A 21,454-nucleotide genomic window follows, 5' to 3' on the forward strand; every position below is an offset into this window, starting at 1 on the left:
TCCAGTCCCCGTTCTGCTGTTTCTGTGCGGGCGGATACAGGTGAACTAGTGCCCTGCCGCGGACGGATCATGCTGGTCTGAACCCGCCGAGGCTGCTGCAGCCAGCAGTTCCGGAGGCAGCAGCAGCGGGATCCCGTCCTCGATGGCGTAGCGGTTCCTGATCCTTGTGTCCCCGGCATCAGTGGCCACCAGCTCTTCCCCCTCCTGGACCAGCGGCGAACCGGTCACGGGGCAACGCAGGACGGACAACAGCTCGGGACTGATCTTTGGCATTTGTTCATGCTCCCTGGCGGGCGCGCTCGCGCCGGTAGCGGAAAGATGTGCAGCTTCCAGCCTACCGCCAGATGCGGGTCAGGAAGGTTCCCGGAGGACCCGCAGGTGCCCCCGGCGAACCCCTTCAGCGCCTGCCGGAGCTTCAAGGGCGGAATGGTGGGTGCGCTGCGCGGGCTGCTGCGGCTCCGGAGGCAGGGCGGCGGCGTCGCGAACGGCGTTGGCGAGCGCCAGCAGGTCATCGGGCCCTGGCTGCTGTGGTGTCGATGGCATGGCCAAACGCAGCACTTCCCAGCCGCGGGGAACCGTCAACGAATCAGCGTGCTGCTCACAGAGGTCATAGCAGTGCGGTTCCGCGTAGGTGGCCAGCGGACCCAGGACGGCGGTGGAGTCTGCATACACGTACGTCAGGGTGGCTACCGCCGACTGGCGGCAGGCAGACCTTGAACACTGACGGATAGCTCCCACGACATCACAGACTACCCCTTCACCGCACAAAAACCGCGCATTGCCGGACGGCCCAACGCGCCCCTCGCACCAAGGGGATGTATCGCGTAAATCCTCCCCCGGGTTTACAGTCGATGTATGCAGTCATCGAACCATGAATCAGGTTTATCGGTCCGGTTGGCTGACCCGGATGCCCGCGCGGCAACGGGCGGGGAGACGGCCGGCAGGAGCTTCTTCCGGCGGCGCCGGAACCGCCACGGCCGTGGCCTGCGCGGCGAGGTGATGCTGCCCACGCACCCCGGATACCGGACCCGTGCAGACCGCTTTGACGACATGGTGCTGGACTCAGCACAGCGGCTGCACGACATTTGGGGCAAAACACTCGACGGTGTCCGCTTTGGCGTGGACGAGATCCCGCCGGACCTTGAGCAGCTGGCCGCCAATGCGTCGACGGCGCCCATGGGTTCCTACACTCCTGCTGCCGGTGAGGATGGGCCCATGATTACCGTGTACCGGCGGGTGGTGGAGCAGGCCTGCTCCAGCGCGGAAGAGCTCCAGGACCTGGTCCACGATGTGGTGGTGGAACACACTGCGGAGATGCTGGGCGTGGCGCCGGAGACCTTGGATCCCGTGTACCGCCGCCGCTACTGATACGGGCAGCAGGGAAGCTCAGTACCTTAGTAGCCCAGTGCGACCGTGACTGTTTCGCGGCCGGCTGCGGCGGCCAGGAACGGCAGGGAGGAGACATCGTTCCGGCCGTCCTGGCCCACGAGCACGGCGCCATAGGCGGCGTCACCTGATGCTGACACTACAAAGCCCACGACGTCGGCCCCTTCGGCCTGCTCCGGAACACTGATGGAGGCGGTTGTTCCGCCGGCAATGTCCGCAGCAGCGGCTGCCCGCACCTTCCCATCAGCCGTGATGGGCGCGTAAGTGATGGTGGCCCGGGCGTCCAGTGCCCCGAACACCAATTGGCGAAGTCCTCCCTTGGGGACGGGAACCACGTGCTGGCTGCCCAGGCGCACGGCGGAGGCCGCCCACGCCACATCCGAGGCCTGCCCCGCCTGGAGCCCGCGGCTCATGCGTGCTGCCGCGATGAAGGATACGTCGGATGAGGCGGCGATGGTGTACTGCCCGGCAGGAACCCCGGCCAGGGATACCTCTGTGGTTGACCCGGCTTTTGCGGTGATAACGCCGCCGGATGGAAGCGCGTGCTGCCCGTCCCGTCCGTAGAGCTTGATTTCCACCACGGCATCGGAAGCGCCGGGAACGGTCAGCTCCACGGCGGGCCCGGCGTCCTGGTATCCGGGCCGCGCCGTCAGTGCGGCCACCCCGGCGGGGTCCTGGATGTCCACTCCTGTCATTACCTGCCGCACCGCGGGTGCGGTCCCCGGGCTAATGAAATCCACCCCGCCCGGGGTGAGGCCGCGGAGGACGCTTTGCTGGATGGATGCGGCAACCGGTCCGCCCGCACTGCGGACGTGGACGGTGAGCTGGGACTCGTTGGGTGCCAGGCCGGCGAGGACGACGCTGCGCGTGGTGCCGGGGGCAACCAGGAGGCCGCGGCTGCCCGGTGCCTGGATCTGGCCGCCGGCCCCGAACAGCTCCAGGCTTACGGTGGCGGGTGTACTGGAGGCGTTGGTCAGCGCGAGCACGGAGGTGCGTCCAACAGCGGTGCCGGCGCCTGCCAGCCACTGGTCGTTCGAGGGTTGCCCGCACATTGCCGCGGCACTGCCTTGCAGGTCACCGTCACTGGCGGTGTATTTCACGGCTCCCGCAGAGGACGCGTTCTGGTTTGCCAGCGCGTTGGCGGTGAGGACGTTGACCTGGTCCACGGCACGGTCGGCAACCACTCCGGCGAGGAGCTCCTGGGGAGCACCGGCAGAGGGTGCCGGACCGGCGTCCTTGGCGATTTCGACGGCGGCCGTTCCGTCCAGCCGTGCCAGCCGGCTCCCCGGCAGCACACCACCTGCGCTGAGCACGGCGGCATTGATCCTGGTTGCCGCCGTGGCGGACTCAGGCCGGAACTGGGCGTCAGTGCCGGCATCCGTCCCTTCCAGCAGGCGTGCAGGGCCGGGGCAGACGCCGACGCTGGCGCCTGCGGGGACAGCGGCTTCCGCGGCCGGCACAATCCGGCTGGTTTCAGGGTGCGGAGTCAATGAACCTGCGGCCACTACGGCCGCTCCGCCGGCAAGGATGAGGACTCCTGCGGCCACCCCGGCCACGGCTGCGGCGCGGCCCTTGCCGCCCGGCAGCAGGGTAGCACCGCGGCCGGATGCCTTCCTGCCTGCACCGGTCCCGGTCCCGCCCCGAGCCGGTTTTCCGCCTGCAAGCGGCGGTTCGTTTGTACCTGGCGTTTCGGGGCCAGCCGGTGGCGTCGGCGGGGCCGGCGGGATGTTGTCATGCATGTTGGTGTTCCTTACGCAGGGAGCCCTCGTCACGTGAGAGGCCGGTCCGCGGTCGTCGGGCCGGCATGGGGATGGCAAGGATGACCGTGAGTCCTATCACGGTGATTTGCGCGGCTGCAGTCCAGAACGACCAGGGGTTTTCATAGCGAACGGTGAGCTGGCCGCCCGATGCCGGCAAGGTGAACGCCTGGGACCAGCCGGAGGTGGTGGAGGTGAGCTTCCGCCCGTCCAGCCAGGCAGTCCAACCGGGGTCAGCCCGTTCGGCAAGTACCACCAACCGGCCCTCGGCACCTGCCGGGACAACGGCGTCGACCTCATGGGTCCCGGAGGCCACGAGGGCCGTGGCCGCCCCGCGGGGATCCACAATGCGGACACGGTGGGCAACGTCGGCGGCCTGGATGACCGGCTGGTTCAGCGGACTGATGCGCCAGAGCCAGCCAACGTCGGTCTGTCCCACCGCCACCAGGCCGGGAACTGCATCCATCCGGCTGGCAGTCAGCTGGGCTGCGGTGTCCGCGGAGCGGAGTACCACGAATCCGACACCAAGTTGTTCGAGATCGGGACGCGGGTCCACGCCTTGCCCGGCAACAAGGGTAGCCACAACGCGGCGGACCGCAGTGGTTACGTCATCGTCCTCACGCACGTCTTCCGCGCCGGGAGCCCCAATGATGTTCCGTGCGGAGGCGATGGCCGAGATGCTGTCCAGGGTGGTTCCGCTACCGCGCATCAGGGATGCGTTGAAGGTGCCGTCGTCGCCGGTGCTGAGCAGGAGGGTGCGTGTCTGCTCCGGCCCGGTCCCCCGGTCGATGGCGGTGGCGGGAAGGGACCGGCCGGGGGTGGACTCCACCAGCCGCGGAACGCCCAGCGCTCCCCCATTCTCCGGAGCGGGTGAACCGGGAGCACCTCCGGGCGTTGCCACCGCAGGTGTGGCGGCAACGGCCGTACGCAGCAGGTTTTGCGCAGACCACGCGGCCATTCCGGCCAGCGGTCCTGCCAGCAGTACCACCAGGCCCAGGGCCAGGCCGGCGCGGGCCGCGGTCCTCGTCTTCGCCCCGCCACCGGAAGCCCGGTCAGCCGCGGACAGCAGCTGCTCGGCTCCGAGGAGGGCCGCTGCGAGGAGGGCAAAGGATGAAGCGGACACTGCAGGCCCGGGGAAAGGTGTCACCATGACGCCAGCATTCAGGCCGGTGGCAACGTGGCTGGCCAGCCATCCGCCGGCCAATACGATAACCGCGGCAATCCAGAACCATCTGGCAGTCCCGGCACGGCGCCCAGGGCTGAGGAGACCCACTATGGCAAGGACCAACACCGGCCCGGCGATGAGGATCGCCAGCAGCAGGGCCCACGGCGCGGTTCCGCCGGCAAAGGCCGGAAGGCCCTGAATACCGGCGGCGGGGCCGAACGACAGGGGCTGGCCCAGGATCTGCTGCCACAGCGGGGCGGCATCGAATCCCAGCGGGAGTCCGGGATCGGCCAGCAACGCCCTCGGCCGGTCGAGCGTAGACAGCGCGAACGGGACAAACAAGGCACTACTGGGTAACAGCGCCCACCACACCGTTCGCCCGCGCCTTCCCAGCAGGAGGCCGCAGAGCACGATGACAACAGCCGCCGGGACAAGCAGGGAGGGTGCCGATGCCGTAGTGACCGCCAGCGCCAGGCCGGCAGCTGCAGCGGCCGTCCAGGACGGCACACCGTTGATACCGGCCTTGGCCGGGGGCAGTTCAGCCGACCGGTCTTCGGGTGCTGACCTGGGGTCGAAGCGGCCGTGCCCTGCCGCCGAGCCAGTAGCTCGCAGCAGGCCCAGGACCACCAGCGGCAGCATGATGTGCGCAATCAATGCCCCGGCGCGGCCCTGGTTCAGCGCTACTTGGAGTGCTGGTGCAGCCGACCAAAAAACGGCCGCCACAAACCTCAGCCGGCGGCGTACCGTGACCCCGCCCGCCGCGAACCACGCGGTGAGTCCGGACAGCGGGGCCGCGAGCAGGAGCAGCCATGCCATGGCGGGGTTGGCGTCTCCTCCGCCGAAGACGCCGATGAGCCACAGCACGTAGTCAAAGGGATCGCCGTGGCCGGGAAGGCCCGCGCCCAAGCTGATCCACCAGCTGGAGGCGTTGTGCCAAATATCCCCCAGGTGGGCGGAGACGGGAATCAGGGCGCCGCCGGTGACGGCCCCCGCACGGAACAGCCCCGCAAGGGCCAGGAGCGAGGCGACCGCTGCAATGATGACGGCTGCCAGGGCGCCGTTACCCACCCACCCGCGTTTACTGGTGGCCAGGGCCGCAAAATCGTCGGCGGCATCACCGGTTGGCTGATGGGCGAGCGGATCCTGCACGAGGTGGTCAGCGCCTGACCCGTCGGATCCCAGCGCCTCCATCAGTGACCTGCGGTGGCTCCACACCTCGCGGCGGGGCGTTTGGAGCTTGCGGATCACGGACCGCCGGATGCGCCGCGTTCGTTTGGCTGCCCGCCGGGCCTTCGCCACCGCCCTGGGCCGGGCCAGGGCAGCGCAGGTGGCAAGAAGCTGGGAAATACCGTGGCCGGGGTCCTTGACCACAATGCTCAGGACCAGCTTGAAGAGACTGCCCAGCAGCGCACCGATGCCGTGGACGGGCACCATCCAGAGTGGGCTGTGTTTCAGGCGCAGGTGGACCTGCGCCTTGCGGGCTGCGGACGGGTTACCGAGGGCGTGCGGCCGGTGGGCCACATGGAACATGCGGGCAGCGGGGACCACCACGACCCGGTGGCCGGCCAGGCGGTTCCGCCAGCAGAAGTCGACGTCGTCGCCGCTGCCGGGCAGGGCGGGGTCGAATCCGCCCAGGTGCTCCCAGACGTCCCGGCGGACCAGCATGCCCGCGGAATTGACGGCGAACGTATCGGTCCGGCCGTCATACTGGCCCTGGTCCATCTCATCAGCGTCGATCAGGGTAAGCCGCTCGGCCCACCGGCTGGTGGAAAGGCCTACGTCCATCAATTTCCGCGGCGAATGCCAGTCCAGCTGTTTGCAGCCGGCAACGGTCACTGAAGGCGCACGCTCCACGGCACCCAGGAGTTCGGCCAATGCCTCCGGAGCCGGCGCGGCGTCGTCGTGCAGCAGCCAGATCCACTCCGTTCCGGGACCGTCGGCGGTTTCCTGGAAGGGCGCCAGCGTGCCGAGTGCAGCGGAGACAGCGGCGCCCATGCCGCTCCTGCCCCGGGGGTTGCTGACAACGGAGGCCTCACCGAGGGCTCCCTGAAGGAGGCTGTGCGAGTCATCGCGGGATCCCGTGTCAACGCCAATGGCACGGTCAACCGGCCTGGTTTGGGCCGCCAGGGCCGAAAGGGTTCTGGGCAAATAGGCACTGCCGTTGTGGGCGACCACAACGGCAGTGACATGGACATCCTGAAGAATTAGATTGCTCGCTTCCTTAGCCGCCGGCGCTCACGCTCGGAAAGGCCTCCCCAGATGCCGAACCGCTCGTCATTGGCCAGCGCGTACTCCAGGCACTGGGACCGTACATTGCAGGCTCCACAGACCTTTTTGGCGTCGCGGGTGGAGCCGCCCTTTTCCGGGAAGAAGGCTTCCGGATCGGTTTGGGCGCACAATGCGTCCGTCTGCCAGCCAAGTTCGCCCTCGTCGTCGAAATCCTGCTGGAGCGGCAGTCCGATCCAGACCGGCTGGGCGGTATCCGGCGCAGCCAGTTCCATGGGCGGATCAAGGTCGTCTTCAGGCTCAGCACCGCCATCGAGGAGGGCCTCGTGCGCCGCAAGGAAAGCTGTCGCCTGGTCCTCGAGGATGCTGCTGGAATTCCTGTTGTAGCGCTCTGCAGCATCAGGGTCGGCCGGGTCCACGTACCAATCGCTCGGCACCCCCCGCGCACGGTATTTTGCCGTTGCCTGACCGGCCACGACGGCATCTTCCTGGATACGCTCTGCTTGCCCCACGGCGACCCTCCTGATGTTTCAGCCACTGCCTGGATACGTGGACACTCGGTTGTGTGCCGGTATTTACGCAATTGCTTTAGTTACCTAATTACACGTGTGTAACTAGGGTGAGTCAAGCCGTTGCCGGAATAATAGACAGTCCGGTTCGGGAAGCTTGCGCACGCCACGCCCGGGATTTTCATCCGCCCGGGCGTGGCGGACGCGGCGGAGTGTCACCAAGAGGTCGAAAAGCGGCGAATTCTCCGGAATGGCGGGGAAAATACCGCGTCTCCGCCTAAATAGCAAGCACACTTAGCACTAGGTGTGATTAATATCACCCAGGGGCGCCGTCGACTCGGGTCCGCCGATGGCGCCCCTGACCGGGGACTCCCGGAAGTGGCAGGATGAAGCCATGACGACTCTCCCCGCCATCGACCTGATGGGCAGCCTTCGCTCCGGTAACTCCACAGCGCCCCGCCTGACCTGGTACGGGCCCGACTCGGAGCGGGTGGAACTGTCCGGACGGGTCCTGGACAATTGGGTGGCCAAGACCAGCAACCTCTTGCAGGACGAACTGGACGCGGAACCGGGTATGCGCCTGCGGCTCGCGCTCCCGGCGCACTGGAAGGCCTTGGTCTGGGCACTGGCCGGCTGGCAGCTCGGACTGGAAAACGTACTCGACGGCGGCCCGGCGGACTTCCTGGTAACGGACGATCCCGCCGGCGCCGGGGAACAGCACGACGCCGTCGTTGCAGTTGCGCTGCCCGCCCTCGCAATGCGCTGGACCGGGGAGCTTCCCGCCGGCTGCCTCGACTACGCCGCCGAGGTCCGGTCCCACGGGGACGTGTTCATGCCGCACTCCGATCCCAATCCGTCAGCCTGCGCGGTAAGGACGCACGATGGGCGCATCATCCTGCACAGCGAGCTGGCCAGCGGTTTCGCCCTGCCCCACTCGGAAGGTGCCAGGGTGCATGTTCCCGCGGACCAAGGACTGGAAGCGGCGTTGGCCAACGCGCTGGGAGCCTGGCAACAGGGCGGTTCCGTGGTGATGACCCATCCCGACGTGGCACTTACCGACAAACTGCTCGCGGATGAACGCATCCACGGCAGTTAGCAGCCGCGCAACCTAGGCCTTGGGGCCGCCGTCGGCGGGAGTGGGAGCCGGACGCTCAGCGGAATGTGCGTGCTCCCTGTGCGGGTGGGCTTCGATGATTTCGTGGTCGTGGGAGAACTCCGGCTCCTGGTCCAGTTCCTCGTTGAACACCAGGAAGCGGTACGCGAAAAAGCGGACCACCGTGGCCACCAGGATGCCGGCCACGCCCGCCAGGAACAGCAGGTTCTTGTTGTCGATGCCCATTCCGTACTTGGCCAGTGCAGTGAAGCCGGTGGAGATACCGATGCCAATGCCGTTGATGATGACGAACATGACAAACTCGCGGAGCACGTTGGCCTGGCGGCGATGGCGGAAGGTCCAGAAACGGTTCGCCACCCACGAGAAGACCGTGGCGACGGTGGCACCCACAAAGCGGGCCTTCGCCTCGCTGTCCGACATGGAACCGTGCATCAGGTAATAGGTCAGCCCGTTATCGATGACGAATGCCACACCGCCTACCGCACCAAATTTGGCCACCTCACGCCAGAAGAGTGAGGCGAGCCCCCGGATACGATCTGCAAGTGTGCTAAACATGACCCTCCATGGCCGTGACGAACTGTGGGCCACTCGGCCAAATGCCCATTTTAGCCCCCAAAGCTTTGAGCCGGCGCTGCCAGACAGCCGGGGGTTGTCCCACGGGCGTAAAATCTCCTGCCCCCGCCGGGCCGTAGAAGCGCGATCCGGCGCCTCTTCGGTAGGCTGGCACATGTGACTTTTCCAGTGATAGGCGTGGTTGGCGGCGGCCAGCTCGCGCGAATGATGGCCCCTGCCGCTACAGCACTCGGCTTCGAACTCCGCGTCCTCGCCGAGGGCGACGACGTTTCCGCAGTGTCGGCCGTACCCGCCACGCCGGTGGGCGATTACAAGGACCTGCAGACGCTGCTGGACTTTTCCAAGGGCCTGGACGTGATGACATTCGACCACGAGCACGTGCCGACGGAGCACCTCCGTGCGCTCCAGGAGGCCGGAGTCAACGTCCAGCCCGGCCCGGACGCGCTGGTCCATGCCCAGGACAAACTGGTTATGCGCGCCGCCATCGACCGGCTCGAACTGCCTAATCCGGTGTGGGCGTCCGTGGCGGACGTTGCCGCGCTGGTCCGTTTCGGCGACGAAACCGGCTGGCCCGTCGTATTGAAGACTCCCCGGGGCGGATATGACGGCAAGGGAGTGCGGATCGTAGCCTCGGCAGAAGAGGCCGCGGAAGCCGAAGACTGGTTCGCCGCCATGAGTCCCCTGCTGGCTGAAGCGAAGGTCGAGTTCACCCGCGAACTCTCCGCACTCGTGGCCCGCACGCCCGACGGCGAGGCCCGGGCCTGGCCGGTAGTCCACACCATCCAGGTGGACGGTGTGTGCGACGAGGTGATTGCACCCGCAATGGACATTCCGCTGGAAGTTGCCGCCGCGGCCGAGGACGCCGCCCTGCGCATCGCCGCAGAGTTGGACGTTACCGGCGTCCTTGCCGTGGAACTCTTCGAAACTCCCGGCAGCGGGGCTGGATTCCTGATCAACGAGCTGGCCATGCGGCCACACAACACGGGCCATTGGACCCAGGACGGTTCCATCACCAGCCAGTTCGAGCAGCACCTTCGCGCCGTCCTGAACCTGCCCCTGGGAGCCACCGATGCGCTGGCACCCGTAACCGTGATGAAGAACTTCCTGGGCGGGGACAACCAGGACCTCTACTCGGCCTACCCCATGGCGCTTGCCGCCGAGCCGGCCGCGAAAGTCCACTGCTACGGCAAATCCGTGCGTCCCGGACGTAAAATCGGCCACGTCAACCTGGTGGGGACTTCCGCCGAGGAGGTCGACTCGGTGCGTCGCCGGGCTTCGGCCGTGGCAGGCATCATCCGTGACGGGCGGGTCGGCACCGAGGAACCTTCCGCAATATTCGAGGAGAATGCATGAGCGCCGAAGCAACCCCAGCCGCCGGTTCCGGCGCCAGTCCCCTTGTTGGCCTGGTCATGGGCTCCGACTCGGACTGGCCCGTCATGGAGGCTGCGGCAGACGCCTTGGCTGAGTTTGGCATTCCCTTCGAAGCGGACGTCGTCTCAGCCCACCGGATGCCCGTCGAGATGATCCGGTACGGCCAGACCGCCCACGAGCGCGGCCTGCGGGTGATCATTGCCGGTGCCGGGGGCGCCGCCCACCTGCCCGGCATGCTCGCCAGCGTCACGCCGCTGCCCGTGATCGGCGTTCCCGTTCCCCTGAAGACCCTTGACGGCATGGATTCCCTCCTGTCCATTGTCCAAATGCCGGCCGGCGTGCCGGTAGCCACCGTATCCATCGCAGGCGCACGGAACGCGGGGCTCCTGGCCGTACGGATGCTGGCCTCCGGAACCGACGAACTTGCCTCTTCACTGCGCGCGGACCTTTTGGACTTCGCTGCCGACCTGAACGCCGTCGCTTCGCGCAAGGGGGCAAGCCTGCGGCAAAAAGTCAGCGAAGTCTTCCCCGGCGGCGCCAGCGCTCTTCGGGGCAGCCGTTAGGGCGGCGGGCATGGCCAGCAGCAGCAGCGTGCTCCACACCGGCTCCGGCACTTCCATGACAGACCCGGTGCGCTATCCGGTGAGTGCTTCCCCGGAGGTGCGCACCAAGCGTGCGTTCGTCCTGGTCCTGTTGACGCTCCTGGTTCCGGGCAGCGCGCAGCTCGTTGCAGGCGACCGCAAGGTGGGGCGGACGGCCCTGCGCATAACGCTCTGCGTATGGGCGCTCCTGTTGCTGACAGTGGCCATGCTGCTGCTCAACCGGAGCCTGGTCATCAACATCCTCACCAATCCCGTCACATCGATGGTGCTGGTGGTCCTGCTGGCGGCGTTGGCACTCGGCTGGGCCTTCCTCTTCCTGAACACCCTCCGGCTCATCCGCCCTGTACTGCTGGCACCGAAGGCGCGCCCCGCCGTCGGCATCGCTTTGGTGCTCGCCCTGGTGCTGGGCAGCGGCTCCATGGGTTACGCCGCCTACCTGCTGAACGTGGGCCGCAACGCCATTGGCAGCATCTTCAGTTCAGGCCCGGCCATAGAGCCCGTGGACGGGCGCTACAACTTCCTGATGATGGGAGGCGACGCCGGCGATGACCGTACCGGACGCCGCCCGGACAGCCTCTCCGTCCTGAGCGTGGACGCCCAGACAGGGCAGACCGCCATTATTTCCGTCCCGCGGAACTTCCAGAATGCCCAGTTCAGCGCCGACTCCCCCATGCGCACCCTCTACCCGGACGGCTACAACTGCGGCGACGAATGCCTGATCAATGCGATCAACACCGAGGTCACCAACGAGCACACCGATCTCTACCCTGGCGTAGCGGATCCCGGCGCCCAGGCCACCATGGAGGCGGTCTCCGGAACGCTGGGCATGCAGATCCAGGCCTACGTCCTGGTTGACATGGACGGGTTCTCCAAACTCATCGACGCCATGGGCGGAATCCGAATCAAGGCCGGCGGCTGGGTCCCCATCAGCGGCGAGACCATCGACGAAGCCAACGGCATCCACGGCATGCCGCTGGGCTGGATCCCCGCCGGTGACAACACGCTCGATGGCTACCACGCCCTGTGGTACGGCCGCTCACGCGAATTCGTGGACGACTACGCCCGTATCGCACGCCAGCAGTGCGTCCAGCAGGCCATGCTCAAGCAGCTGGATCCAGCCACGCTGCTGTCCAAGTTCGAGGACATCGCCGACGCCGGCACCAAGGTAGTGGACTCCAACATCTCTTCCTCCCAGCTGGGCAGCTTCCTGGACCTGGCCATCAAGGCCAAGGGCAAGGAAGCCAAGCGGCTGACCATCGGGCCGCCGGACTTCGACGCCGCGTTCTCCACCAATCCGGATTTCGACCAGATCCACCAGCGCGTGGACCAGCTGCTGGCCTCGGCATCGGCGAAGGGTGCCCAGTCAGCCGGAATTCCCGACGACGTGATGGCAGTTCCGCAGGCAGCCGCCGGGCACGTCCAGGCGGCAGGGGCGGTCCCCGCTAAACTGCCCGCCGCCGTCAACGCGGCGCCGCAACCCTCGCCGTCGGACTTCACTCCCGTCACCACCACGCCCGACGGCGAGCCGATCACTGAGGAGATGCTGAACCAGCTCAAGCTCGAGGGCGACGAAGAGGCCATCCGCCAGCTCGTGGCCACCAACGGACAATGCGCACCGCTGTAGCGGCCATCCATCAGCGCCCATCCATCAAGGAACGGAACGGTTTTGTACGAGATTGAGAACGTCCTCCGGGACTACGCCTGGGGTTCGACGACGGCCATTGCCTCGCTGCTGGGCCGGCCCGAATCGGGGCGCCCCGAGGCCGAGCTGTGGATCGGGGCACACCCTGACTCTCCGTCGGTGGCCCACCTGCCGGAGGACGGGACGCAGAGCCCGCTCGATGCCCTGATCTCCTCCGACCCGGAGCATTTCCTGGGTGCGGAATCCGTCAAGGCCCTTGGCCCCCGGCTGCCGTTCCTGGCCAAGATCCTTGCGGCCGCGCAGCCGCTCTCCCTGCAGGTCCATCCGAGCCTGGAACAGGCGCGGGAGGGCTTCGCACGGGAAAACGAAGCCGGAATAGATCCCCATGCCCCGAACCGGAACTACAAGGATGACAACCACAAGCCGGAGATGATCTTCGCCCTGACGCCTTTCGAGGCGCTGTGCGGGTTCCGGCCGGCCGGGGAAACCCGGAAGATCCTGCAGCATATTGCGGATGCCTTCCGTGACGGCGGACAGGCGCCCGAGCTGCTCCGTGCCCTTCTTGAAGACCTCGACGTCCCCGACGAGGGCGCGGGGCTCCGCCGGGCCTTCGAACGGCTGATCATGGGCGGCCAGGGCGTGGCGGAGGAAACGGCCCTGGTAGTGGCAGCCCTGGTGTCGGGGGCGCCGCTCGAGCCGTACCAGGCAGAGCTGGGCACCGTCATTAGCCTCAATGAAAAGTACCCCGGCGATCCGGGCGTCCTGATTTCGCTGCTGCTGAACAGGATCTCGCTGAAGCCAGGCGAGGCGGTTTATCTTCCTGCCGGGAACGTGCATGCGTACCTGCACGGGCTGGGCGTGGAGGTCATGGCCTCCTCTGACAACGTCCTGCGCGGGGGCCTGACGCCCAAACACGTGGATGTACCCGAACTCCTGCGCACCATCGACTTCCATCCGGTGGCTGTGCCGATGCTGGGTACCGAAAAGACGGTGCTGGACCAGGAACTGTTCCGCCCCCCGTTCAAGGAGTTCCAGCTGCAGCGCATCGAACTGGCGCCGGACGCGGGACCCGTTCCGCTGGCCCAGACCGGACCGGCTGTGGTCATCGTGGTGGCGGGCGACGTGTACCTCGACTCCCCCAAGGGAGACCTGGAGCTGTCGCGGGGCGGAAGCGCATTCATCGCCGCGGCGGAAGCCCCCATCAATGTCCACCGGGCGGCAGGCACTGAGGGGACGGCGCTGGCTTTTGCCGTGACCACCGGCCTCTAGCCCCGGCAGCAACAACAAAGGGCGACGGCGGCACCCGCCCGGGTGCCGCCGTCGCCCTCCTGTTTTGGTGCGGTCAGCTGCCCGGCCGCAGCTTCACGACCAGTGGCCGGAGACGCCCGGCTGCGGTCTTCAGCAGCTTCCGCCCCTGCTGCAGGCCCTTGCGGGCAAGCGGCATGGCTGTGGAGTAAGCGGGATAGAGCGGCGACAGGGGCTTGTCCCAGGTGCCCAGCAGCATGTTTTCGTGTTTGGCGAACTGCTTTTTGAAGTCGGAGATACCGTCGTTGAGCAGGCCGTTGAAGTCGTACCGGCTGCAGCCGTCCTCACGCATGGACTGCAGGGCCGCCCATTTCACGCCGTAGTTCACGCGCTGCTTTTGTCCTTCGGCAGAAACTCCGCCGTAGAGCTCGAACGCCGTGGCACCACTGCGCGACAGCCACGTGAAGGCAAGCATCTGCTCGCCGTCGAACGCGGCAATGATCGGAGAGGCGTCGCCGAGGTTCCGGAAGATGTCGCGGTAGTACTGGTCCTCGTGGATGCCAAAGCCCGCCCGCGCCGCCGTGTCATGGTAGATGGCCAGCACCTGTTCCAGCTCGGATTCGTTCTTGACCTTGCGGAATTCCACGTCGCTTCGCATGGCTTTGCGGATGTTCGCCCGCGTGGACTTGGACATCTCGGCCATCAGCTCGTCGTCGGAACGGGTCAGGTCCAGGATGAGCGTGCGCGGAATCAGCACGGTGTTCGCCGACTCCCGGAAGCCTGCAGCAGCGACGGCGCCGGCAAAGGCGGAGTCCCGCTCCCAGTCGGGTTCGATGCTGAGGGCCACGCCGCGGTGCCGGAGGGCCGCGTGCCCGGCCAGCTGGTTGAGGACGACCTGGGCGTTCTCCACTGAGCACATGGGACCGCGCGGAATGTAGACCAGCGCCCGGAAGGGAACGGGTAGCCTGCGGACCAGCAGCTGGGCGCCGCCGATGGTCTCCTCCCCGGCCTTGACCAGGACCCTGTCCACGGACCAGCCGTGCATCGCCTTGGTCTCGCCCCAGCCCCACAGCTGTTGCGGATGCCCCTGGAACCGGTCGACATTTTCGTCCCAAAGGGCGCGGTCAGTACAGGGCACAACAGCAGGAATCATGGCTTAAACCCTATACCAACGCGTTAACGGCAAAGCCCCGGTGCGCACGCGGCGCCCCGGGGCCTGACAGCCTGCAACAGCCGGAGGTCAGCTCTTGCGGGCGTACCCTTCCCACTTGTCTGCGCGGTGCTCGCCGTCGACGAAACGGATGGTGCCGGACTTTGAACGCATCACGATGGACTGGGTGAGGACCTTGTCCTTGGAGTAGCGGACGCCCTTGAGCAGGTCGCCGTCGGTGATGCCGGTGGCGGCGAAGTAGCAGTTGTCGCTGGAGACCAGGTCGTTGGTGGACAGCACGCGGTCGAGGTCGTGGCCGGCGTCGATGGCCTTCTGCTTCTCTTCATCGCTGGTGGGCCAGAGGCGGCCCTGGATCACGCCGCCCAGGGACTTGATGGCGCAGGCCGCCACGATGCCCTCGGGGGTGCCGCCGATGCCCATGAGCGCATCCACGCCGGTGCCGGAGCGGGCAGCGGCGATGGCGCCGGCAACGTCGCCGTCCATGATGAATTTGGTGCGGGCGCCCGCTTCGCGGATTTCCTCCACCAGCGGCTTGTGGCGGTCGCGGTCAAGGATCATCACGTTGAGCTGGTTGACCTTCACGCCCTTGGCCTTGGCGATCAGGTGCAGGTTCTGCTTGACCGGCAGGCGCAGGTCCACCATGTCGGCGGCCTCGGGACCGGTGACGAGCTTTTCCATGTAGAACACAGCGGAGGGATCGAACATGGAGCCGCGCTCGGCAACGGCCAGGACGGCCAGGGCGTTGTTGATGCCCAGGGCGGTCAGCCGGGTGCCGTCGATGGGGTCAACGGCGACGTCGCATTCCGGCCCCGTGCCGTCTCCTACGCGTTCACCGTTGAACAGCATGGGAGCTTCGTCTTTTTCGCCCTCGCCGATGACCACAACGCCGTTGAAGTGGACGGTCTGCAGGAAGGAACGCATGGCGTCGACAGCTGCGCCGTCGGCGGTGTTCTTGTCGCCAAAGCCCACCCAGTGGCCGCCCGCGATGGCCGCGGCCTCGGTGACGCGGACAAGCTCAAGGGCAAGGTTGCGGTCCGGCTCGTCGTGGCCCACCGCAAGGGACGGTGAAATCGTGGAGTACTTCTGGGTCATGGACGCTGGTGACACGTGAACCTCTTCTTCGAGTGGCGATCATTGAACCCGCCCGCCGGTGCAGCAGGACGGTGATTCCTCTGCTATCGATCATAGTCGCGGCACCGCCCGGCGGGCGGCCCATGACGCAACCGCGCAATGTGCGCCGCAGCTCCCGTGGTGCTCCGGGTTCACGGCCGAATGGAAGCCGGCTCCGGGATGGGCGACTATAGAGGGGTGAATGACATGCAGGAAGCCACCAGTCCCAGCTCCGGCCAGGAACAGCCCGAGGCACGTTCCGGCCCTGCCGGTGGCAGTGCGGACGCACCGGTTAAGCCCGTCATTCCGGCGGCCGCAGCCAAGCGGGCCAACGCCTCGGTGATCGGCATGATCATTGCCCTGGTGCTCAGCATTGCGGCGTTCCTGCCCGTGGTCCTCATGAATCCCCAGCCCAAGGGCGAGGGCTACCGGCCGGACATCGACGTTGCGTCGGTGGCACACAATGCGGCGGATGTGGCGGGATTCACACCCGTTGCCCCTGACACCGGCAACGCCTTCCGCGCCAATTACGCGCGCTGGGAAGCAGGAACTGGCAGCGGCGTGCCCGCCTGGGAGGTCGGCTTCGTGACTCCGAAGACGTCCTTCATCGGTTTGGTGCAGACCAGGAACGCCAACCCCACCTGGCTCCTCCAGCAGACCAAAAACGCCCCTGTCACCGGCTCACGGAATGCGGGCGGCCAGGAGTGGGAACTGCGCGACACCGGCAAGGGCGAGAAATCGATGGTGTTGAACTACCGTGGCAGCACCGTCATCCTCTCCGGCGCGGCCCAACTGGACGAATTCGCAACGCTCGCCGCCGCCGTCGTCAGCTCCCTCGACAGCAGCCCCGCCGTCACAGTTTCACCGTCGGGCGCGCCCACGCCGTAAGGTGGGGCCGTGACGACTAACCTGACTCCTGCACTGGCCTGGCGCCGCCTGCGCGAAGGCAACGAACGTTTCGTAAAAGGCCAGTCCTCCCATCCCAACCAGAATGCTTCCCATCGCTCGTCGCTGGTGGAGACACAGAATCCCTTCGCGGTGATCTTCGGCTGCTCCGATTCGCGGCTTGCGGCAGAAATCATCTTCGACGTCGGCCTGGGCGACGTTTTCGTGGTCCGCACCGCCGGCCAGGTGATTGACGACGCCGTCCTCGGCTCCCTGGAGTACAGCGTCGGTGTGCTGGGGGTTCCCCTGATCGTGGTGCTTGGGCACGACAGCTGCGGCGCCGTGACAGCCACCAAGAATGCCGTTGAGACCGGCGACATGCCCGCCGGCTTCATCCGCGACCTCGTGGAGCGCATTACGCCCTCTGTCCTGACGTCCCTCAGGAATGACCAGCCTGAGGTCAACGACATGGTGGTGGAGCACGTCAAGCAGACGTCCCAGCGGCTGGCGGACAGCTCGCGTGTGATTTCGGACGCAATCGAGGGCGGCCGCACTGCGGTCATCGGCCTCTCCTACCGGCTGGCAGAAGGCCGTGCCGACCTTGTTTCCGGAATCGGCGAGCTCTAGCGGGCTCCAGGAACCACGCGCCGGCGGTCCAGAGGGCCGCCGGCAACGCTCCCTTAACGGTTTTCGATGGGGCGCCGGATCGCCATAAGCTAGCCCCATGACTTCCACTGAAGAGTTCCGCATTGAACATGACACGATGGGCGAAGTCCGCGTCCCCGTGAACGCACTGTACCGCGCGCAGACGCAGCGGGCAGTGGAGAACTTCCCCATTTCCGGCAAGACCCTTGAGCGCACCCACATCGAGGCGCTGGCCCGGGTCAAGAAGGCTGCTGCCCAGGCCAACGCAGAACTGGGCGTGCTCGACGGCGAGCTGGCCAAGGCGATTGCAGACGCTGCCGATGAGGTGGCCGCCGGCAAGTACGACGGCGACTTCCCCATCGACGTCTTCCAGACCGGTTCCGGCACGTCCTCGAACATGAACACCAACGAGGTCATCGCCGAGCTCGCCTCGCGTGCCCTGAAGGCCGCCGGCAGCGACAAGGTTGTCCACCCGAACGACCACGTCAACGCCTCGCAGTCCTCGAACGACGTGTTCCCCACGTCGGTGCACGTTGCCGCGACCTCGGCCCTGATCAACGACCTCATTCCGGCCCTCGGCTACCTGGCCGAGTCGCTGGAGCGCAAGGCCGTGGAGTTCAAGGACGTTGTTAAGTCCGGCCGCACCCACCTCATGGATGCCACCCCGGTGATGCTCGGCCAGGAGTTCGGCGGCTACGCAGCACAGGTCCGCTACGGCATCGAGCGCATCAACGCCTCTCTCCCCCGCGTTGCCGAAGTTCCGCTCGGCGGCACGGCCGTGGGTACCGGCATCAACACTCCGGCCGGCTTCCCGGAGCGCGTGATCGAACTGCTGGCCACCGACACCGGGCTCCCGCTCACCGAGGCCCGCGACCACTTCGAAGCCCAGGCCAACCGCGACGGCCTCATCGAAGCGTCCAGCCAGCTGCGCAACATCGCCATCTCCTTCATGAAGATCAACAACGACCTCCGCTGGATGGGCTCAGGCCCCAACACCGGCCTGGGCGAGATCGCCATCCCGGACCTGCAGCCCGGTTCCTCGATCATGCCCGGCAAGGTCAACCCGGTCATCTGCGAGGCGTCCATCATGGTGGCCGCCCAGGTCATCGGCAACGACACCGCCATCGCCTGGTCCGGCACGAACGGCGCCTTCGAGCTCAACGTGGGCATCCCCGTCATGGCCGCCAACCTGCTCGAGTCCATCCGCCTGCTGGCCAACACGAGCCGGGTCATGGCGGACAAGATGATTGACGGCATCACGGCCAACGTGGAGCGCGCCCGCTTCCTCGCCGAGGCCTCGCCGTCCATCGTCACCCCGCTGAACAAGTACATCGGGTACGAGAACGCCGCCAAGATCGCCAAGACCGCCGTCAAGGAGGGCCTGACCATCCGTCAGGCCACCGAGAAGCTCGGCTTCGTGGGCGACGGCGAGGGCCAGGTCTCCGAGGCCGACCTCGACAAGGCGCTGGACGTCACCACCATGACGGCCCCGGCCCACAAGGCCTAGCCTCCGCACCAACCCCCAAGTACGACGACGGCCGGTACCTTTCGCACGAAAGGTACCGGCCGTCGTCGTACTGCTTTCTCCCCTCACCCTCCTGCACGAGGCCATCAGAAGTTGCACCATTTCCGAATGAGTGCAAAACTTTACTCCGTGAACGATAGTGCAGAAATCGAGGGCGGACTTCGCGAGCGGAAACGCGCCGCCACCCGTGTCGGCATCACCTCCGCCGCCCGCGCCCTCACCGCCGAGCGGGGCCTGAACGGCTACACCGTAGAGGAAGTCTGCGAGCGCGCCGGCATTTCCCGCCGGACGTTCTTCAACTACTTCCCCGCGAAGGAAGACGCCGTCATCGGCCACGGCGACGAGGACCTGCCCGCCGACATCCTCAAAGAGTTCATCGACGGCGGCGCCTCCTCACCGTCCGGCGAACTGACCCCCACCCTCTTCCGCGACCTTGTCCGGCTTTCCTTGAGATTGTCCGAGGACATGGAGGCCTCCGAGGAGGAAACCCGCCAGCTGATCGCCGTCGTGAAAAAAGAGCCCCAGCTGATCCTCCGCCTTATTGGCGTCACCGAGCGGCGGGAAGCACAGTTCGCCCGCGACGTGGCCCTGCGCGAAGGCGTTGCCCCTGACCACCCCGTGGTGCAGATGGCCGTTGCGCTGCTCAGCACCATCGCCCGTAAAAGCAGCATCGCCTATTTCGCCGACGGCAACACCCGTCCTTATAAAGAGCTGCTGATGGAGAACATCTCCGCCGCAAGCCTGCTCTTCTCCCAGCCATTCGACCAGCCGGACACCGCCGCCGCAGAAGGACAATTATGAGTACCGCCACCGCACGGACGGCTGCAGCGCCCCTGCTGCTCACGCAAAAACGCATCTGGATCATCTTCTCCGCACTGATTGCGGGCATGCTCCTCTCCAGCCTGGACCAGACCATCGTCTCTACCGCCATGCCCACCATCGTGGGCAAGCTGGGCGGGGTGGAGCATCAGGCCTGGATCACCACGGCCTACCTGCTGGCCACCACCATCGTGATGCCCATTTACGGCAAGTTCGGTGACATCCTGGGCCGGCGCAACCTCTTCCTGGTAGCCATCGCGCTGTTCACCCTGGCGTCCGTTGGCTGCGCGCTGGCCACCGATTTCTGGGGCTTCGTCATCTTCCGCGCCATCCAGGGCCTGGGCGGCGGCGGCCTCATGATCCTTTCCCAGGCGATCATCGCCGACATTGTTCCCGCCAAGGAACGCGGAAAATACATGGGACCTCTCGGCGCCATCTTCGGACTCTCCGCCGTGGCCGGACCGCTGCTGGGCGGCTTCTTCGTGGACCACCTCACCTGGGAATGGGCCTTCTACATCAACATCCCGGTGGGCCTTGCAGCGTTCGCCATCGCCTGGTTCGCCCTGACGCTGCCCAACAAAAAGGCCGAAAAGCGGATCGACGTCCTGGGCGTTGTGCTGCTGTCCGCTGCCACCACTTGCCTGATCTTCTTCACCGACTTTGGCGGCAAGAAGGACGCGGGCTGGGATTCGCCCCTCACATGGGCCTTTGGTGCGGGCCTGCTGGTGTCTGCAGCCGCTTTCGTGATGGTGGAGCGCCGGGCCGAGGATCCCATCATCCCGCTCAGCCTGTTCCGGAACCGGATCTTCATCAACGCCACGGCCATCGGCTTCACCCTGGGCCTGGGCATGTTCTCCGCCATCGCGTTCGTCCCCACCTTCCTGCAGATGTCCTCCGGCACGTCTGCTGCCGAATCCGGCCTCCTGATGCTGCCGATGATGGCAGGCCTGATGGGCACCTCCATCTACTCGGGCATCCGGATCTCCAGGACCGGGAAATACAAGATGTTCCCCATCCTCGGCGCCGTACTCACCCTGGCCGCCATGCTGTGGATGACCACCCTCGCCGCCAGCACGCCCATCTGGGTCATCTGCCTCCAGCTGTTCGTCTTCGGCGCAGGCCTTGGCCTGATCATGCAGGTGGTGGTCCTGGTGGTCCAGAACTCCGTACCGGCTGACCAGATCGGCACCGCCACCAGCACCAACAACTACTTCCGCGAAGTGGGCGCCGCCATGGGCGTGGCGGTGTTCGGCTCCATCTTCACCACCCGCCTTTCGGAAGCGCTGACCAACGCCTTCACGGGGGCAGGGGCATCCGCCGAGCAGGCCGGGCAGTCCACCCGGACCCTGGACCCGCAGGCGCTGAACCAACTCCCGGAACAGCTGCGTGACGCCATCGTGAACGCCTACGCCGATTCACTGGCACCGGTGTTCTGGTACCTGCTCCCATTCATCGCCGTGGCCTTGCTCCTGGCCCTCACCCTGAAGCAGATCCCGCTCTCGGACACCGCCGGCATGGTGGCCCGCGGCGAGGCAGTGGGCGGCGAGGAAGCCGAGCGGCTCGCCGCCGGCCTGCCCGCCACTCCTGCCGACGCTGCCGGTGCCGCTGCTGACAGTGAGCGTGGCACTGAGCATGGCATTGACGGGCGCGGGGACACGGTGAAGGACGACGACGGCGAGCTGGTTTCGCCGGGCCGCTGACCGCCGTCG

At 66.6% G+C, this 21,454-nt stretch carries 19 protein-coding genes; 11 read left to right on the forward strand and 8 right to left on the reverse strand.

Annotated elements, in window-relative coordinates:
- Window positions 1-45 precede the first annotated feature (45 nt).
- Window positions 46-273, reverse strand: a complete 228-nt coding sequence (locus Q9R31_RS13310; protein WP_311263198.1) for a hypothetical protein — start codon at window positions 271-273, stop codon at window positions 46-48.
- A 78-nt stretch (window positions 274-351) separates the two neighbouring features.
- Window positions 352-768 (reverse strand): DUF3499 domain-containing protein, encoded by a 417-nt coding sequence (locus tag Q9R31_RS13315; RefSeq protein WP_397428245.1) that lies wholly within the window; start codon window positions 766-768, stop codon window positions 352-354.
- Window positions 769-855: 87 nt separating this feature from the next.
- Here Q9R31_RS13315 and Q9R31_RS13320 point away from each other — a divergent pair, with 87 nt between their 5' ends.
- A complete protein-coding gene (locus Q9R31_RS13320) occupies window positions 856-1,368 on the forward strand; it encodes a metallopeptidase family protein (protein WP_311263200.1) in 513 nt (170 codons plus the stop codon).
- Between the two features lie 26 nt (window positions 1,369-1,394).
- Here Q9R31_RS13320 and Q9R31_RS13325 read toward each other — a convergent pair whose 3' ends face one another.
- From Q9R31_RS13325 to Q9R31_RS13335, 3 genes are read right to left on the reverse strand one after another with little or no spacing between them, the layout of a single operon-like run.
- Window positions 1,395-3,125, reverse strand: coding sequence for a DUF5719 family protein (locus Q9R31_RS13325; RefSeq protein WP_311263201.1), 1,731 nt, complete (start codon window positions 3,123-3,125; stop codon window positions 1,395-1,397).
- On the reverse strand, window positions 3,118-6,483 hold the full coding sequence (locus tag Q9R31_RS13330) for a glycosyltransferase (RefSeq protein ID WP_397428246.1): 3,366 nt from the start codon (window positions 6,481-6,483) through the stop codon (window positions 3,118-3,120). The genes Q9R31_RS13325 and Q9R31_RS13330 overlap by 8 nt, the downstream gene beginning before the upstream one ends.
- Before the next feature lie 29 nt (window positions 6,484-6,512).
- Window positions 6,513-7,046, reverse strand: a complete 534-nt coding sequence (locus Q9R31_RS13335; protein WP_311263202.1) for a WhiB family transcriptional regulator — start codon at window positions 7,044-7,046, stop codon at window positions 6,513-6,515.
- A 391-nt stretch (window positions 7,047-7,437) separates the two neighbouring features.
- Here Q9R31_RS13335 and Q9R31_RS13340 point away from each other — a divergent pair, with 391 nt between their 5' ends.
- Window positions 7,438-8,139 (forward strand): TIGR03089 family protein, encoded by a 702-nt coding sequence (locus tag Q9R31_RS13340; RefSeq protein WP_311263203.1) that lies wholly within the window; start codon window positions 7,438-7,440, stop codon window positions 8,137-8,139.
- A 12-nt stretch (window positions 8,140-8,151) separates the two neighbouring features.
- Here the strand turns inward: Q9R31_RS13340 and Q9R31_RS13345 are convergent, their stop codons facing one another.
- The gene (locus Q9R31_RS13345) at window positions 8,152-8,712 is read right to left on the reverse strand and encodes a GtrA family protein (RefSeq protein ID WP_311263204.1); all 561 of its coding nucleotides are present in this window, start codon (window positions 8,710-8,712) and stop codon (window positions 8,152-8,154) included.
- 174 nt (window positions 8,713-8,886) lie between these two features.
- Between Q9R31_RS13345 and Q9R31_RS13350 the strand changes: the two genes are divergently transcribed.
- The 4 genes from Q9R31_RS13350 to manA are packed head-to-tail and all read left to right on the forward strand — an operon-like array spanning window position 8,887 to window position 13,614.
- Window positions 8,887-10,083 carry a 5-(carboxyamino)imidazole ribonucleotide synthase gene (locus tag Q9R31_RS13350; protein ID WP_311263205.1) on the forward strand — a complete coding sequence of 399 codons (1,197 nt, stop codon included), beginning with the start codon at window positions 8,887-8,889 and terminating at the stop codon, window positions 10,081-10,083.
- Window positions 10,080-10,664: a 5-(carboxyamino)imidazole ribonucleotide mutase gene (purE, locus tag Q9R31_RS13355; protein WP_311263206.1), complete on the forward strand. Its 585-nt coding sequence runs from the start codon at window positions 10,080-10,082 to the stop codon at window positions 10,662-10,664. The genes Q9R31_RS13350 and purE overlap by 4 nt, the downstream gene beginning before the upstream one ends.
- Before the next feature lie 10 nt (window positions 10,665-10,674).
- Window positions 10,675-12,327, forward strand: coding sequence for an LCP family protein (locus Q9R31_RS13360; protein ID WP_311263207.1), 1,653 nt, complete (start codon window positions 10,675-10,677; stop codon window positions 12,325-12,327).
- Window positions 12,328-12,369: 42 nt separating this feature from the next.
- On the forward strand, window positions 12,370-13,614 hold the full coding sequence (gene manA, locus Q9R31_RS13365; RefSeq protein ID WP_311263208.1) for a mannose-6-phosphate isomerase, class I: 1,245 nt from the start codon (window positions 12,370-12,372) through the stop codon (window positions 13,612-13,614).
- A 73-nt stretch (window positions 13,615-13,687) separates the two neighbouring features.
- Here manA and Q9R31_RS13370 read toward each other — a convergent pair whose 3' ends face one another.
- Entirely contained in the window at window positions 13,688-14,743 is a 1,056-nt protein-coding gene (locus tag Q9R31_RS13370) for a peptidoglycan bridge formation glycyltransferase FemA/FemB family protein (protein ID WP_311263209.1), read from the reverse strand.
- Window positions 14,744-14,830: 87 nt separating this feature from the next.
- On the reverse strand, window positions 14,831-15,853 hold the full coding sequence (gene glpX, locus Q9R31_RS13375) for a class II fructose-bisphosphatase (protein WP_181422425.1): 1,023 nt from the start codon (window positions 15,851-15,853) through the stop codon (window positions 14,831-14,833).
- Between the two features lie 225 nt (window positions 15,854-16,078).
- Between glpX and Q9R31_RS13380 the strand changes: the two genes are divergently transcribed.
- The 5 genes from Q9R31_RS13380 (at window position 16,079) to Q9R31_RS13400 (ending at window position 21,445) form a co-directional block, all read left to right on the forward strand.
- The gene (locus Q9R31_RS13380) at window positions 16,079-16,759 is read left to right on the forward strand and encodes a DUF4245 domain-containing protein (protein WP_311263235.1); all 681 of its coding nucleotides are present in this window, start codon (window positions 16,079-16,081) and stop codon (window positions 16,757-16,759) included.
- 9 nt (window positions 16,760-16,768) lie between these two features.
- A complete protein-coding gene (locus Q9R31_RS13385) occupies window positions 16,769-17,383 on the forward strand; it encodes a carbonic anhydrase (protein WP_311263210.1) in 615 nt (204 codons plus the stop codon).
- A 97-nt stretch (window positions 17,384-17,480) separates the two neighbouring features.
- Window positions 17,481-18,908: a class II fumarate hydratase gene (locus Q9R31_RS13390; RefSeq protein ID WP_311263211.1), complete on the forward strand. Its 1,428-nt coding sequence runs from the start codon at window positions 17,481-17,483 to the stop codon at window positions 18,906-18,908.
- Between the two features lie 126 nt (window positions 18,909-19,034).
- Window positions 19,035-19,727, forward strand: coding sequence for a TetR family transcriptional regulator (locus Q9R31_RS13395; RefSeq protein ID WP_311263212.1), 693 nt, complete (start codon window positions 19,035-19,037; stop codon window positions 19,725-19,727).
- A complete protein-coding gene (locus Q9R31_RS13400) occupies window positions 19,724-21,445 on the forward strand; it encodes an MDR family MFS transporter (protein WP_311263213.1) in 1,722 nt (573 codons plus the stop codon). The genes Q9R31_RS13395 and Q9R31_RS13400 overlap by 4 nt, the downstream gene beginning before the upstream one ends.
- The last annotated feature ends 9 nt before the right edge of the window (window positions 21,446-21,454 follow it).

The sequence above is a fragment of the Pseudarthrobacter sp. BRE9 genome, from assembly GCF_031844305.1.
Lineage (GTDB): Bacteria > Actinomycetota > Actinomycetes > Actinomycetales > Micrococcaceae > Arthrobacter.